Here is a 15,223-nt window from a genome sequence, read left to right as displayed (position 1 = left end):
TTACATGTAAAGGAATTTGACGGTTTTCTGCGTTCGTCAGGTCGGCCGTGGAGATGGGGCCATGTTCGGAGATGTGGGTGGGAAAGGCGGTCTTAATGACATTGGTCAAGATATCCGATCCGTTAAGTTACTAAACTGGCCATTCATCACAATTATGTTACTGCTTTGAGTGTAGAAATTACCGACGATGAATTTATTGGCTACCTATACTGCTGCCCCTGAGTCCGCGCCCAAATTTTTATGGGATGAGGCTCTGATCCGCCGATACGATCTCAGTGGTCCCCGTTACACCTCTTACCCGACGGCGGTGGAGTTCAACCAGAACTACCCGGTGGAAGACATGGTCAAGGCAGCCGGTCGCAGCAAGGCCAGTGGACGCCCGCTCTCGCTCTATACCCACCTGCCGTTCTGCGCGCACCTTTGCTACTACTGCGCCTGTAACAAGGTCATCACCAAAAAACGGGATAAGGCCATGCCCTACGTGGAGCGTCTGCTGAAGGAGGCGGCGATCCAGTCCAGATTATTCGGGTCTGACCGGCCGGTTACCCAACTGCACTGGGGTGGTGGCACGCCCACCTTCCTGCCAAAAGATGTGATGCAGGCGCTGATGCAGGGGTACGGTGAACTGTTCAATCTGCAAACCGGTGACGAGCGGGATTACAGCTTAGAGATAGACCCCCGGGAAGTGGACCAGGATACCCTGCCGACACTCTGGGACCTGGGCTTTAACCGCATCAGCCTGGGCGTCCAGGACGTGAACCCCGAGGTGCAGAAAGCGGTGAACCGCATCCAGCCCCGGGATATGACCGAAGCTGTGCTGAATGAGTCGCGCCGGATTGGGTTCCGGTCCATTAACCTGGACCTGATCTACGGGCTACCGCACCAGACCCCGGAAAGCTTCGCGGAAACCCTGGAAGCAGTTATCGAGATGTCACCGGACCGGCTCTCTGTATTCAGCTACGCGCATTTGCCGGACCGGTTCTATCCGCAGACCCGAATTCAGGACCACACATTACCCTCGCCGCAGCAAAAGCTGACCATCCTGCACAACACTATTAACCGGCTTTTGGATGCGGGCTATGAGTACATCGGCATGGACCACTTTGCGAAGCCGGACGACAGCCTGGCCGTGGCCCAGCGAGAAGGGCGCCTGCACCGGAATTTCCAGGGTTACACTACCCATTCCGAATGCGACCTGGTGTCCCTGGGTGTGTCTGCCATCGGCCAGACCGACGATGCCTATTTCCAGAACAACCACGACCTGCCTTCCTGGGAGGCGGCTATCGATGCCGGCCAGCTGGCCATCACCAAGGGCGTGAACCTGAGCCGTGACGATCGTATTCGCCGCTGGGTGATCGGCCAGCTGATCTGCCAGTTCCGGCTGGACCGAAAGCTGTTTGCGGATGAGTGGGGCGAAAACCTGGACCGTTACTTTGCTGATGAGCTCAGCCGCCTCAAACCCATGGTGCAGGATGAGCTGATTGCGGATGATGGCAATGCTCTGCAGGTTCAGCCGGCCGGCCGGTTGCTGATTCGGGCCATCTGCCAGATTTTCGATTTGTATCGGAAGGAAGGGGCCAGCCAGCGCTTCTCCCGTATTATCTGACAGGTGCCGTTGAAGTCGGGTCAGGTGAGCGCCGGTTGTTGTGACCCGTTCAGGCTGACAATGGTCAATGTGTCTCCATGGGGTTGCCGGTAGGCTGTCCGCTGTTTGTTTCAGCGGAGATAGTTATGGAACTCGTATGCCCGGCCGGCAGTCTGCCCGCGCTGAAAACCGCCGTGGATAATGGTGCCAACGCGGTTTATTTCGGCTTCCGGGACAGCACCAATGCCCGCCAGTTTGCCGGCCTGAACTTCAATGACAAGCGTGCTGCTGAGGGTATCGAATACGCCCACCAGCGCGGTGCCCGTGTATTCTGTGCCATCAACACCTACCCACAACCCGATGGCTGGGAACAATGGAAGGGGGCCGTAGATCGCGCGGCGGGCCTGGGAGTGGATGCGATTATCCTGGCCGATATGGGCCTGCTGGATTATGCCGCTCAGAAGCACCCGGACATTCCACGGCACCTTTCCGTCCAGGGCTCAGCTACCAGTTACGAAGCGCTTAAATTCTACAAGGATAACTTCGATATTCGGCGGGCAGTGTTGCCCCGGGTGCTTTCCCTGGACCAGGTGAGGGGTGTGGCGAAACACAGTCCCGTTGAGCTGGAGGTGTTTGCCTTTGGCAGTCTGTGCATCATGGCCGAAGGGCGCTGCTATCTCTCCTCCTACCTGACCGACGAATCTCCTAACACCCGTGGCGCCTGTTCCCCGGCCAAGGCCGTGCGCTGGCAGGAAACCCCCCAGGGCCTGGAGTCGCGGCTTAACGACGTACTGATTGACCGTTATGGCCCGGGTGAACCGGCTGGCTATCCTACCTTGTGCAAGGGGCGTTTCGAGGTCGAGGGTAGCCTCTACCATGCGATCGAGGAACCGGTCAGCCTGAATACGCTGGACCTTCTGCCGGATCTTCAGGGGTTGGGCATCAGGGCCGTGAAAATTGAGGGCCGGCAGCGTAGCCCGGCCTATATTGCCGATGTTGCCCGCACCTGGCGCCATGCTCTTGATGACCTGGAGTCCCGGCCGGAATCCTTTACCGTCGATCCCGGCTGGCGAAACACCCTGTCCGGCCTGTCTGAGGGCGGGCTGACCACCCTGGGTGCCTACCATCGCAAATGGAAATGAGGTTCTGGCGACGATGATGAAGTTATCCCTCGGGCCGATTCTTTGGTTCTGGTCCAAACAAAGCGTTTTTGATTTCTATGGTAAGGCGGCTGAGTGGCCGGTAGATACCATCTATCTCGGCGAAGCCGTGTGTTCCCGCCGGCGAGAACTGAAACCGGATGACTGGTTTGCGCTGGCCCGTGATCTCAAAGCCTGTGGCAAGGAAGTGGTGCTCTCATCGCAGACGCTGATTGAGTCAGAGGCGGACTTGCGCCGCCTGCGTCGGATCTGCGAGCAAAACGAGTTCTGTGTGGAAGCCAACGACCAGAGCGCAATGCAGGTAGCCATTGGCAACGGAATTCCGTTCGTGACTGGTCCGTCCATGAACATTTACAACGTTGCCACGCTCAAGGTGCTGGCAAAGCGGGGTCTGAAGGGCTGGAATCTGCCGGTGGAACTGGGTCGGGATACCCTGGCACAACTGATTACCGGGCTAAAGCAGGAAGGTCTGGACCTTCCCGCGGAAGTGTTTGCCTGGGGCTTTCTGCCGTTGGCATGGTCTTCCCGCTGCTTCACCGCCCGTCATTACAACCTGCCCAAGGACAACTGCGAATTCCGCTGCCTCCAGCATCCAGATGGCATGGAACTCCGTTCGCGAGAAAGCCAGGAGCTGTTTCGGCTGAATGGTATTTCCACCCTGTCTGGCTCCCGTTATGACCTGATGCGGGAACTGCCCGAGATGGAGCGAATAGGCGTGTCTACGGTTCGTCTGAGCCCTGAGCATCTGGGTATGGATGAGGTGGTCAGGCGTTTTGACCAGGTGCGCCGGGGTGAAACGCCTGATACCGACCCATTGCAGCTGGTAGAAGCGCCTCCGTGCAATGGGTACTGGTATGGCAAGCCGGGCATGGATCTGGTTGCAAAATCGGGGGGCTGATAGTCAGCCCCCACGGTAACCCACCCGCGTCCTTTCAAGGTGCAAAGTCTGTCAGATGGAGAGCATTTGCCAGATGCTGATGTCCCATTCCAGACTGTCCAGCAGGTTCTTCAAGCCAAGCCCCAGCTCGGTATCGCCTTCAATCACCAGCTGGCGCTGGAAAAACAGCTGATCCGGATCCTGATGGCGCTCTGCGAGCGTCTTGAACGCTGTCAGGGAGCCGCGGATCGTCGCCTCACCAGGGCCATCAATCACCCGGAGCCGGCCGGCCCAGAAACCAAGTGTGGTACCCGGAAGCCCCCCTGATGCCTCCAGGCGAATCCGGCGGCCTTCGAACTCATCGAATTCACCTTCGGCAATGGCCTCGGCGAATATCCGGTTCAGAGGTGCCTCCACCATCAGTTGTTTCAGGGGGACAGGCATTCTGCGATCAAGGGCTGCGAGCACCGGGCTTGCCGAGGGCAGATAATCCCGAGCCATGTCGGTGGTCTGTCTGAGCAGCGAGTTGTTCAGGGTGACAGTGGGTAGGGACAGGGCCATGCTTCACTCCGGGTGGTATGAAACCTGCTCAGAGTAAAGCAAACCCGGGCTGAGCGAATTGATATAACTCAGCCCTTGTGAAGCCCTTCCTCCACGGCCCATACCGCCACTTCCACCCGGGAGCGCAAGTTCAGTTTTTTCAGCAGGTGTTTCACGTGCACCTTCACGGTACCGTCGCTGATGTCCAGTTTTCGACCAATCATCTTGTTGGAGAGCCCCTCGGCAATCAGGCGCAGGATGTCCTTCTCCCGGGGTGTCAGGCTGTCAAAGTTCGGGCGTGACGCCTGCTGAGGTTTGTTAGAGCGCAGAGCCTGTGCCAGGAGGGTGGTCAGACGGTCGCTGATAACCATCTTGCCGACCGCCGCCTGGCGCAGTTGCCCGATCATATCCTCGGGCTCCATGTCCTTGAGCAGGTAGCCGTCAGCGCCAGCGCGCAGCGCCGCGACCACGTCGTCCTCGTAATCGGAAACCGTGAACATGATGATCCGGGAGCTGATGTTCTGTTGCCGAAGCTTTTCCAGGGCTTCGATGCCGCTGACCTCCGGCATGTTCAGATCCATAAGAATCAAATCCGGTTCAATTTCGGTGGCCAGGCGAATGCCGTCTGAGGCGTTACTGGCCTCGCCCACCACCTCCATATCGTCTTCCATTTCGATCAACTGTTTGATGCCCTGGCGCAGAAGCGGGTGATCATCGATCAGCAGAATGCTCGCGGGTGTCTCTGACATGATTGCTCTGTTTTCCTTCTCTGCTTTTCGGCGTGCCCATTGGCAGCCCGTTTAGGTTATCCGGATCAGGCGCTTGAGGCTTCTGTCGGAATGAGATTTCGGCTTTTGGGGATGAAAGACAACGATACTTCCACACCGCCTTCATCCCGATTTTGGATCTGCACCTGCCCACCCAGTGTTCTGGCTCGGTCCTGCATGATGACAAGGCCATAATGATTGACTGGCCCATCGCCCGCGGGTAAACCCTTGCCGTTGTCGCGTATCCGGGCTTTCACTTTCGGCGACTCGAAGACTATATCGACTACGACCTCGCTGGCGTCGGCATGCTTCACAGCGTTGGCAAGTCCTTCCCGAACGATCTGCAGGGTATGGATTTCCTCGTTGGGTGACAGCGTTTTTGGCGGCAGGTTGTAGACCAGTCGCACGGGCTTGCCGAGTCTTTCGGAAAACTCCTCAACCGTTTGCTTGAGCGCGGAAGACAGGTCCGGCGTGTCCAGTTTCAGCCGGAAGGTTGTCAGCAACTCGCGCAGCTGCCGGTAGGCGCTGTTCAGTCCCGTGCTGAGTTCATTCAGTATCGCCTCGTGGCTGGCCTGTTGGTCGCCGACAATATTGAGTCTGCGCAGGCGTGCAACCTGCATTTTGAGGTATGACAGCGACTGGGCCAGTGAATCGTGCAGCTCCCGGGCAATAACCGTGCGCTCTTCCGCGAGGGTCTGCTGTTGCTCTTCGGTAATCTGTCGTTCAAGGAAGATAGCGGTCGCCAGTTGGTCGCTCAGCGTCTCCAGCAGCCGGCGGGCGGTCTGGGACAGGTCCATATCGGCGGGGTACCAGACCTCCAGCGTACCCAGCAGATGGCCAGGCGTGCGAATGGGCAATAACAGGCGACGACCGTCGTTGTCTTCCACCGGGAGATCGTCGTACTGCTCGGGCTGCACCAGGCAGGCGTTACAATGATGGTCCCTGCAGTAGAAGGGGCGTTCACGGGTGGCGGTGGTGGCGGTCTGAACCGGCCGGGACGAATCCTTGTCGTGCAGGTAGATCTGGATCGGGCCAATACCCAGCAGTTGCTCCAGTTGCTGCAGCATCGGCACGGCGCCGTCACACAGGTCGTGATTGGCGAACAGGCTACGACTATAGGAATGAAGGAGTTGCAGTGCCGCGTGGCTTTTTTCCAGCTCCTCGGTTTTGATGCGGACGCGATCTTCCAGATCGTAGTAAGTGAGGGCCAGCTCGCTTGTCATCTGGTCAAACGCATCACCAAGCTGGGCAAGCTCATCAGAGCCTCTCAGGTGGGCCTTGTGTGAAAAGTCCTGCTGCTGGACAGCGCCGGCAATATCAACGAGTTTTCTCAGTGGTTGCACCACCCGTTTTTTCAGATCAATGAACAGCGCAAGAACAATCAGGATGGAGAAAGCCAGGCTGATAATCTGAATCAGGTGTAACAGGTCGATTCGGGCTTCCGTCCGCTCTTCGAGCATTGTGACGAGCAGGTCGACTTCCCGAACGTAGTTGTTCGTTGCCGAAATCATTTCGGCGCTCACGACCGATCCGGGACTGTGGCTTTCAAGCATTGGTCTCAGGCGGGAATTCCAGGAGTCCAGAATTTCCTGATGCTGTTGCGCCAGAGGATGGTCAGGCGCATCCGGTATGGCCTTTGTAATACCAATACTGACCACGTTTGCCGTGTACGCCTGGGTCAGGGTGTCGAAGGATTCAGTAGCACCTTCGTACTCTTGTGGGCCAGCTACCTGAGACAGGAGCTGAAAGGCCCCCATTCGAAGTGCGCCAGCCTGGTTGATAGCGGTCGCATTGCCTTCGATACTTTTGGAAACGGCGAGGGTGGTTGCCATGCTCACCAGAGCCGTTAGCACAATGGCTCCGACCACAATTGCGAGCCGGTTCACGAGGGAAGTTCTGGGTGTCATTGATAACCGTCTTGTGGGTTGCCTTGCCATGATGCCGACAACATCAGTCCTCAATATATCGGGTGACTGAATTAGATAGTGTCTCCTACCTCCTAGAGAATAGTCATTTACCCCAAGAGGCGATAGCCCATCATAGTCTTTGACCGTTCACAGGGCAAAAGATGAAACTGAAAGTGGGGATTCGCAGGGAGGGCACCGAATGGCTGCAGATTTGGAAAGTGAGGAAGACAAGCTCACCTCGCTGGCAGTTGTCCTTCCTCTGGCTCTGGTGGGATTTGTTATTGCATCCGGTTGCTGGACGCTGTTTGCCGTTGCCGGGGTGCACGTGCGGGCTGAGCTGTCGCTGAGCAGTCTCCAGTTTGGCTTCCTGCTGGCCATGCCCATGGCTGTCAGTGCCATTCTGGCAATCCCCGCAGGCCTGGCGGCTCAAAATATTGGGGCGCGTAAAGTCATGCTCGCGTGTCTGGCAGGACTGGCCATCTGTATGGTGATTCTGCTCATTGCCCGGAGTTTTGTCGGGTACCTGCTGGCTGCCGGAGGTCTGGGTCTGGCCGGCGGTTTTTATTGCGCCGGACTGCAATTTGTTACCGGCCACTGTCGGCCCGGGCGGCTGGGGCTTGTGCTTGGGATATTCGGAAGCGGTGTCACCGGTGCCGGATTCAACTACTACCTGGTGCCGCTGTTTCATGAGGCTTTTTCGTGGCGGGGGGTAGCACTGGCCTACCTGGTGGTACTGCTTCTTATTCTTGCGCTGATGGTGATGCTGACGTCCTCGGAGGACGCCGGGGCAGATCCCGAGTCCTCGGCTGGTCTGCGGGAGCTTGCGAGCAACGCCAGGCTGAACCGCCGTTGGCAGGTCTGCGCATTTTTTGGTGTGGTCGCCGGCAGTTTCTTTGCGTTGGCGCTCTGGTTACCCGATTATCTCTCATCTCAGTTTGATTTGCCTGTACACACGGGCGCCCGACTGGCGCAGTGGTTCGTGATCCCGGGCGCTCTGGCTCAGATTGTCGGGGGTGGGCTCTCCGACCGGTTCGGCAGTATCCGGGTAACCATCCGCGCTTTAATGCTCTGTCTGGTGTCCCTGTTCATACTCTCCTACCCGCCGATGACGCTTTTTATCCAGGGCATTGACTCGACAATCCAGTTGGAATTTGTGCTGCCCCTGTTCGTTGAGAGTGTGTTTGTGGTGATACTGGGGATTGCACTTGGCTGCGCCATGGGCAGCCTGCAGCGACTGGTCATCATGGATAACCGGAATGCGGCCGCCTTTTTCGCAGGATTATTGCTCGTCAGTGCATGCTCTGTGGCCTCTATCCTGCCGGTCGTATTTGGTGCCGTTAATCACTGGCTGGGTATCCGCAGTGCGGTTTTCATGATCCTCTTTATCCTGCTCGCTGCCTGCCTGTTGCTATTCGCCCGTAAACGGCGTCGTCAGGAGCGGAAGACCCTTCTCCATCGGGGGATATGAGCTGCCTACCACCAGTGAGGTAGGACCGGGTTATGTGGTAGTAACCACGCAGATTTCGGGTTTTTTCTCACACACAATGGTCTCAAATCGGAACAACGATCCGGAGAGAGACCATGAGTCATTTGATCGACAAACTGAGTTACTTCAAGAAAAAGCGTGAACCGTTCGCCAACGGCCATGGCGAAACCCATGACGTCAGTCGCGAATGGGAAGACGGCTATCGCAAGCGCTGGCAGCACGACAAAATTGTGCGCTCCACCCATGGCGTAAACTGCACGGGTTCCTGCAGCTGGAAAATCTACGTCAAGAACGGCCTGGTCACCTGGGAAACCCAGCAGACCGATTACCCGCGCACCCGCGCAGACCTGCCCAATCATGAGCCACGCGGCTGCCCTCGTGGCGCCAGCTATTCCTGGTACATGTACAGCGCCAACCGCCTGAAGTACCCGCTGATGCGCAAGCACCTGATGAAACTCTGGCGCGCGGCCCGTATTCAGTTCAACGATCCGGTCGAAGCCTGGGCCTCCATCGTCGAAGATCCGAAGAAAACCGCCGAGTATAAGCCAAAGCGCGGCATGGGCGGCTTCGTCCGCTCCAGCTGGGACGAGGTCAATGAGCTGATCGGTGCTTCGAACGTCTACACCGCGAAACAGCATGGCCCGGACCGCATCATCGGCTTCTCTCCGATCCCTGCCATGTCCATGGTGTCCTACGCCGCCGGCAGCCGCTACCTGTCGATGATTGGTGGCGTGTGCATGAGCTTCTACGACTGGTACTGCGACCTGCCGCCGGCCTCGCCACAAACCTGGGGCGAGCAGACCGACGTGCCGGAATCCGCAGACTGGTACAACTCCGGCTACATCATCGCCTGGGGCTCCAACGTGCCCCAGACCCGGACCCCGGACGCCCACTTCTTCACCGAAGTGCGCTACAAGGGCACCAAGACCGTCGCCATTACCCCGGATTACGCCGAAGTCTCCAAGCTGTCCGACGAGTGGATGAACCCCAAGCAGGGCACCGACGCGGCCCTGGGCATGGCCATGGGCCACGTGATCCTCAAGGAATTTCACGTTGACCAGCCCAGTGAGTACTTCACTGACTACGTTCGCCGCTACACCGATATGCCCTACCTGGTTATGCTGGAGCAGAAGGACGACGGCAGCTATGTGCCGGGCCGCTTCCTCCGCGCCAGCGACCTGGTCGACGGCCTGGGTGAAGAGAACAACCCCGAGTGGAAAACCATTGCCATTGATGACGCCTCCGGTGAGCTCACCGCGCCCAACGGCTCCATCGGCTATCGCTGGGGCGAGAAGGGTAAGTGGAACCTGAAGCAGACCGCCAAGGGCTCTGACGTAAACCTGCAGCTGTCCATGGTCGAAAAGCACGATGACGTTGTGGACGTTGCCTTCCCGTACTTCGGTGGTATCGAGCACGACCATTTCCAGCACGTGGAAATCAAAGACATCCTCAAGCACAAGCTGGGTACCCGCAAGGTTCAGCTGGCGGATGGCTCCGAAGGTCGCGTGGTAACCGTATACGACCTGATGGTGGCCAACTACGGCATCAGCCGTGGCCTGGGCGACGATGACGGTGCCACTTCCTATGACGAAGTTAAGCCCTACACCCCTGCCTGGCAGGAAAAGATCACCGGCGTGCCCGCCGAGAAAGTGATCCGCATTGCCCGCGAGTTTGCCGACAACGCCGACAAGACCAAGGGCCGTTCCATGGTCATCGTCGGTGCCGGTATGAACCACTGGTACCACATGGACATGAACTACCGCGGTCTGATCAACATGCTGATCATGTGTGGCTGTATTGGCCAGAGCGGTGGTGGCTGGGCGCATTATGTAGGCCAGGAAAAACTGCGCCCGCAGACCGGCTGGCAGCCGCTGGCCTTTGGTCTGGACTGGCAGCGCCCGCCGCGCCACATGAACTCCACCTCCTTCTTCTATGCGCACTCCGGCCAGTGGCGTTACGAGAAGCTGGGTGTCGACGAGATCCTCTCGCCGCTGGCGGACAAGTCCAAATTCGGTGGCAGCCTGATCGACTACAACGTGCGTGCCGAGCGCATGGGCTGGCTGCCGTCTGCGCCGCAGCTCAACCGCAACCCGCTGGGCATTGCGGCGGAGGCCGAGAAGGCCGGGATGGAAGTGCCGGATTATGTGGCCCAGTCCATGAAAGACGGCTCCCTGGCCTTTGCCAGTGAGGATCCGGAGGCGCCCCAGAATCATCCACGTAACATGTTCATCTGGCGCTCCAACCTGCTGGGTTCGTCCGGCAAGGGGCACGAGTACATGCTCAAGTACCTTCTGGGCACCAAGAGTGGCCTGCAGGGCAAGGATCTGGGCCACGAAGGTGGTGCCAAACCGAAAGAGGTCAAGTGGCATGACGAGGCGCCGGAAGGCAAGCTCGACCTGCTGGTGACCCTGGACTTCCGGATGTCCACCACCTGTCTGTATTCCGACATCGTGCTGCCGACGGCCACCTGGTACGAGAAGAACGACCTGAATACCTCGGATATGCACCCGTTCATCCACCCGCTGACCGCAGCCACCGACCCGGCGTGGGAAGCACGCAGTGACTGGGAAATCTACAAGGGCATTGCCAAGGCTTTCTCCAAGGCTACGGAGGGTCACCTGGGTGTCGAGAAAGACGTAGTTACCCTGCCACTGCTGCACGATGCCCCGGCCGAACTGGGCCAGCCGTTCGACGTAAAGGACTGGAAGCGCGGAGAGTGCGACCTGGTCCCAGGCAAGACTGCGCCCAACTTCATCACCGTTGAGCGGGACTACCCGAACACTTATGCCCGCTTCACCTCGCTTGGACCGCTGCTGGACAAGCTGGGTAACGGCGGCAAGGGCATCAACTGGAACACCGAAAAAGAAGTGAAGTTCCTGGGTGACCTGAACTACAAGCACATCGACGGCGCCAACGCGGGCCGGCCGAAAATTGAAAGTGCCATTGATGCAGCGGAAGTGATTCTGACCCTGGCGCCGGAGACCAACGGTCAGGTGGCGGTTAAGGCCTGGGCGGCGCTGTCTGAAATGACCGGTCTGGACCACACCCATCTGGCGAAGAACAAGGAAGAGGAAAAGATCCGTTTTCGGGACATCGTGGCGCAGCCGCGCAAGATCATCTCCAGCCCGACATGGTCTGGTCTGGAGGACGAGCATGTGTCCTACAACGCCGGTTATACCAACGTTCACGAGCTGATCCCCTGGCGCACCCTGACCGGCCGTCAGCAGTTCTATCAGGATCACGAGTGGATGCGTGCCTTTGGTGAAAGCCTGCTGGTGTACCGTCCGCCTATCAACACCAAGGCAATGGCCCCCATGTTGGGCAAGAAGCCTAATGGAAATCCAGAGAAGGCGCTGAACTTCCTGACGCCACACCAAAAATGGGGTATCCACAGCACCTACAGCGACAACCTGCTGATGCTGACCCTCTCTCGCGGTGGCCCGATTGTCTGGCTGAGTGAGGACGATGCCGGGGAGATGGGTGTTGAAGATAACGACTGGATCGAGGTGTTTAACGCCAACGGCGCCATTGCAGCCCGGGCGGTGGTCAGCCAGAGGGTGATGCCCGGCATGGTGATGATGTACCACGCTCAGGAGCGGGTTGTGAACATTCCGGGTTCCGAGATCACCGGTACCCGGGGCGGCATCCACAACTCGGTCACCCGGGTCTGCCCGAAACCGACCCACATGATTGGCGGTTACGCGCAGTATTCCTACGGGTTCAACTACTACGGCACCGTCGGCTCCAACCGCGACGAATTCGTGGTGGTCCGCAAGATGCACAACGTCGACTGGCTCGACGGCGAAGGCAATGACACTGTTCAGGAGGCTGTAAAATGAAAATCCGTTCCCAAGTAGGCATGGTGCTGAACCTGGACAAATGCATTGGTTGCCACACCTGTTCAGTGACCTGTAAAAACGTATGGACCAGCCGTGAAGGCATGGAGTACGCCTGGTTCAATAACGTCGAGACCAAGCCCGGTATCGGCTACCCGAAGGAATGGGAAAACCAGGATAAATGGAAAGGCGGCTGGATGCGCGACAGCTCCGGCAAGATTCGCCCGAAAATCGGTGGCCGTTTCCGGGTTCTGGCAAACATCTTTGCCAATCCGGACCTGCCGGAAATTGACGACTACTACGAGCCGTTCGATTTCGATTACCAGCATCTGCACACCGCCGGCGACAGCAAGCACCAGCCTGTCGCCCGGCCGCGCTCGCTGATTTCCGGTCAGCGCATGCAGAAAATCGAATGGGGCCCGAACTGGGAAGAAATTCTCGGTACCGAGTTTGCCAAGCGCCGCAAAGACAAGAACTTCGATCAGGTCCAGGCGGACATCTACGGCCAATTCGAAAACACCTTCATGATGTATCTGCCGCGCCTGTGCGAGCACTGTCTTAACCCGACCTGTGTCGCCAGCTGCCCCAGCGGCGCCATCTACAAGCGGGAAGAAGACGGCATCGTTCTGATCGACCAGGACAAGTGTCGTGGCTGGCGGATGTGTGTTTCCGGCTGCCCGTACAAGAAGATCTACTTCAACTGGAAGACCGGCAAGTCCGAGAAGTGCATCTTCTGCTATCCGCGCATTGAAGCCGGTATGCCGACCGTCTGTTCCGAAACCTGCGTGGGCCGGATCCGCTACCTCGGTGTGTTGCTCTACGATGCCGACCGCATCGAGGAAGTCGCCAGCACCCCGGGCGAGCATGAGCTGTACGAGAAGCAGCTGGAAATCTTCCTGGATCCTAACGATCCGGAAGTGATCGAGCAGGCGCAGAAGGACGGAGTGCCGATGAACGTCATCAAGGCCGCCCAGGAAAGCCCGGTGTACAAGATGGCGGTGGACTGGAAACTGGCCCTGCCGCTGCACCCGGAATACCGCACTCTGCCCATGGTCTGGTACGTGCCGCCCCTGAGCCCGATCCAGTCTGCGGCGGAAGCCGGCAAGGTCGAGTTCGACGGCGTGCTGCCGAAGATCGAAAGCCTGCGGATCCCGGTCAAGTACCTGGCGAACCTGCTCACCGCCGGCGATGAGAAGCCCATCGTCCGTGCCCTCAAGCGGATCATGGCGATGCGACAGTACAAGCGCGCCGAGACCGTGGAGGGCAAGGAAGACTTGCGGGCCCTGGAGGAAGCCGGGCTGACCAAGTATCAGGCGGACGAAATGTACCGTTATCTGGCCATTGCCAATTATGAAGATCGCTTCGTGATTCCTACCAGCCATCGCGAACTGGCCAAGGAAGCCTTCCCCGAGCGTGGCGGTTGTGGCTTCAGCTTTGGCGACGGATGCAGTGGTGGCGACAGCGAGTTCAGCCTGTTCGGCGGCAAGAAGCAGACCACCAGCATGGTGAGCAAACTGGCCACCGTGAAGCAGGTGGACCCGAAGCAGCTGCAGGAATAAGGAGCCTGATATGCAACTTTTGAAAGTATTGGCACTGATACTGGAATACCCCACGGAAGAGCTGCAGGCCTCCAAAGATGCGCTGGTCGCCGCCGTCCTTGAGGACGGCAGGCTACCCCTGCAGCGCAAGGAGCAACTGCTGCGCGGCATCGACATGCTGTGCAGCCAGGACTTGCTGGACCTGCAGGAGAACTACGTTGGTACCTTCGACAAGGGCCGGGCGACCTCGCTGCTGCTGTTTGAACATGTACACGGGGAATCCCGTGATCGTGGACAGGCCATGGTGGATCTGATGGAGCAATACCGCAGCAACGGTCTGGAAATCGACGCCAAAGAATTGCCCGATTACCTGCCGCTGTTCCTGGAATACCTTTCCACACGGCCCTGGGATGAAATCCGAAGCTGGCTGGAAGATATCCACCATATTCTCGGGTTGTTGGGTGAGCGGTTGTATCAGCGAGACAGTCTTTACCATGTGGTCATGGACTCCCTGCTGGAATTGTCCGGACGCAAGACCGATCGCCAGGAACTGGCGCAGATTGTTGCGACCGAAGAGCGGGATGACACGCCGGAAGCCCTGGACAAGGTCTGGGAAGAGGAAATGGTGAAGTTTGTAGATGACCAGGGCAGTTCCTGTAGTACCGGCAGCGTTGTTGGACAGCGTCGTCGTGAACTGGAACAGACCCAGACCATTCATCTGAGCGATCAACTGATGACGGACGCAACACCCCGTCCGGCCGGGCGCGCCTGAGGGCGCAGGAGGAAACGACGATGTCCTATCTCAACACACTGTTTTTCGGAATCTATCCCTACGTCGCCCTGGCCGTGCTGTTCATCGGTACCTGGGCGCGTTACGACCATGGCCAGTTCACCTGGAAGGCGCATTCCAGCCAGATGCTGCGCAAAAAGAATATGGTGGTGGCCAGCGTGCTGTTCCATGTCGGCGTGCTGGTGATCTTCTTTGGCCACCTTGTGGGCCTGCTGACGCCGCACGCGTTCTATGAGCCATTCATGACCCCCGGCACCAAACAGGTGATGGCGATTGTGGTTGGTGGTATCGCGGGTGTGATGGCCATCATTGGCGGCGGGATGCTTGCCTGGCGCCGGCTGACGGACCCCCGGGTCAAAGCCAGCAGCACCTTTGCTGACAACATGATCATCGTCATCCTGGTGATCCAGCTGGCCCTGGGCCTGCTCACCATCCTGCCCACCACGGGTCATCTGGACGGTGGCACCATGCTCAAGTTCTCCGCCTGGGCCCAGGGAATCTTTACCCTGCAGGGCGGCGTGGCGGACTACATTGCCGACGTGCACTGGATCTACAAGACCCACATCTTCCTGGGCCTGACCATCTTTGTGCTGTTCCCGTTCACTCGCCTGGTGCACATGCTGAGCGTGCCGGTGGAATATTTCGGACGGAAGTACCAGGTGGTGCGCAAGCGCGCCTGAGGCGAACAGGGGTCAGGTGAACGCTGTCATCTGACCCCAACTAAACAAAGGTGAATA

Annotated in this window: 11 protein-coding genes; 8 read left to right on the top strand and 3 right to left on the bottom strand. The window is 58.4% G+C overall.

Features of this window, described 5'->3' with window-relative positions; genetic code table 11:
* Positions 1 to 187: 187 nt before the first annotated feature.
* The 3 genes from hemN (at position 188) to KFJ24_RS11705 (ending at position 3,643) form a co-directional block, all read left to right on the top strand.
* Entirely contained in the window at positions 188 to 1,606 is a 1,419-nt protein-coding gene (gene hemN / locus KFJ24_RS11715; RefSeq protein WP_250831270.1) for an oxygen-independent coproporphyrinogen III oxidase, read from the top strand.
* A gap of 125 nt (positions 1,607 to 1,731) precedes the next feature.
* Positions 1,732 to 2,727 carry a ubiquinone anaerobic biosynthesis protein UbiU gene (gene ubiU / locus KFJ24_RS11710; protein WP_250831269.1) on the top strand — a complete coding sequence of 332 codons (996 nt, stop codon included), beginning with the start codon at positions 1,732 to 1,734 and terminating at the stop codon, positions 2,725 to 2,727.
* Positions 2,728 to 2,740: 13 nt separating this feature from the next.
* Positions 2,741 to 3,643, top strand: coding sequence for a U32 family peptidase (locus KFJ24_RS11705; RefSeq protein WP_250831268.1), 903 nt, complete (start codon positions 2,741 to 2,743; stop codon positions 3,641 to 3,643).
* A 51-nt stretch (positions 3,644 to 3,694) separates the two neighbouring features.
* Here the strand turns inward: KFJ24_RS11705 and ubiT are convergent, their stop codons facing one another.
* From ubiT to KFJ24_RS11690, 3 genes are all read right to left on the bottom strand, one after another.
* A complete protein-coding gene (gene ubiT, locus KFJ24_RS11700; RefSeq protein ID WP_250831267.1) occupies positions 3,695 to 4,183 on the bottom strand; it encodes a ubiquinone anaerobic biosynthesis accessory factor UbiT in 489 nt (162 codons plus the stop codon).
* Positions 4,184 to 4,251: 68 nt separating this feature from the next.
* Entirely contained in the window at positions 4,252 to 4,911 is a 660-nt protein-coding gene (narL, locus tag KFJ24_RS11695; RefSeq protein ID WP_284709186.1) for a two-component system response regulator NarL, read from the bottom strand.
* Between the two features lie 65 nt (positions 4,912 to 4,976).
* Positions 4,977 to 6,836, bottom strand: coding sequence for a histidine kinase (locus tag KFJ24_RS11690; RefSeq protein ID WP_250831266.1), 1,860 nt, complete (start codon positions 6,834 to 6,836; stop codon positions 4,977 to 4,979).
* Between the two features lie 199 nt (positions 6,837 to 7,035).
* On the opposite strand from KFJ24_RS11690, the gene KFJ24_RS11685 reads away from it, so the two are divergent.
* The 5 genes from KFJ24_RS11685 (at position 7,036) to narI (ending at position 15,166) form a co-directional block, all read left to right on the top strand.
* The gene (locus KFJ24_RS11685; protein WP_250831265.1) at positions 7,036 to 8,304 is read left to right on the top strand and encodes an MFS transporter; all 1,269 of its coding nucleotides are present in this window, start codon (positions 7,036 to 7,038) and stop codon (positions 8,302 to 8,304) included.
* 113 nt (positions 8,305 to 8,417) lie between these two features.
* Positions 8,418 to 12,161: a nitrate reductase subunit alpha gene (locus KFJ24_RS11680; protein WP_250831264.1), complete on the top strand. Its 3,744-nt coding sequence runs from the start codon at positions 8,418 to 8,420 to the stop codon at positions 12,159 to 12,161.
* Positions 12,158 to 13,717 (top strand): nitrate reductase subunit beta, encoded by a 1,560-nt coding sequence (gene narH / locus KFJ24_RS11675; protein WP_250831263.1) that lies wholly within the window; start codon positions 12,158 to 12,160, stop codon positions 13,715 to 13,717. Before KFJ24_RS11680 ends, narH begins: the two co-directional genes overlap by 4 nt.
* Positions 13,718 to 13,727: 10 nt before the next feature.
* Positions 13,728 to 14,468, top strand: a complete 741-nt coding sequence (gene narJ / locus KFJ24_RS11670) for a nitrate reductase molybdenum cofactor assembly chaperone (RefSeq protein WP_250831261.1) — start codon at positions 13,728 to 13,730, stop codon at positions 14,466 to 14,468.
* A 20-nt stretch (positions 14,469 to 14,488) separates the two neighbouring features.
* Positions 14,489 to 15,166: a respiratory nitrate reductase subunit gamma gene (gene narI, locus KFJ24_RS11665; RefSeq protein WP_250831260.1), complete on the top strand. Its 678-nt coding sequence runs from the start codon at positions 14,489 to 14,491 to the stop codon at positions 15,164 to 15,166.
* The last annotated feature ends 57 nt before the right edge of the window (positions 15,167 to 15,223 follow it).

Source organism: Marinobacter sediminum, from assembly GCF_023657445.1.
Lineage (GTDB): Bacteria > Pseudomonadota > Gammaproteobacteria > Pseudomonadales > Oleiphilaceae > Marinobacter > Marinobacter sediminum_A.
Note: the sequence above shows the minus strand (reverse complement) of the source record. Positions and strands in the feature narration are given on the sequence as shown.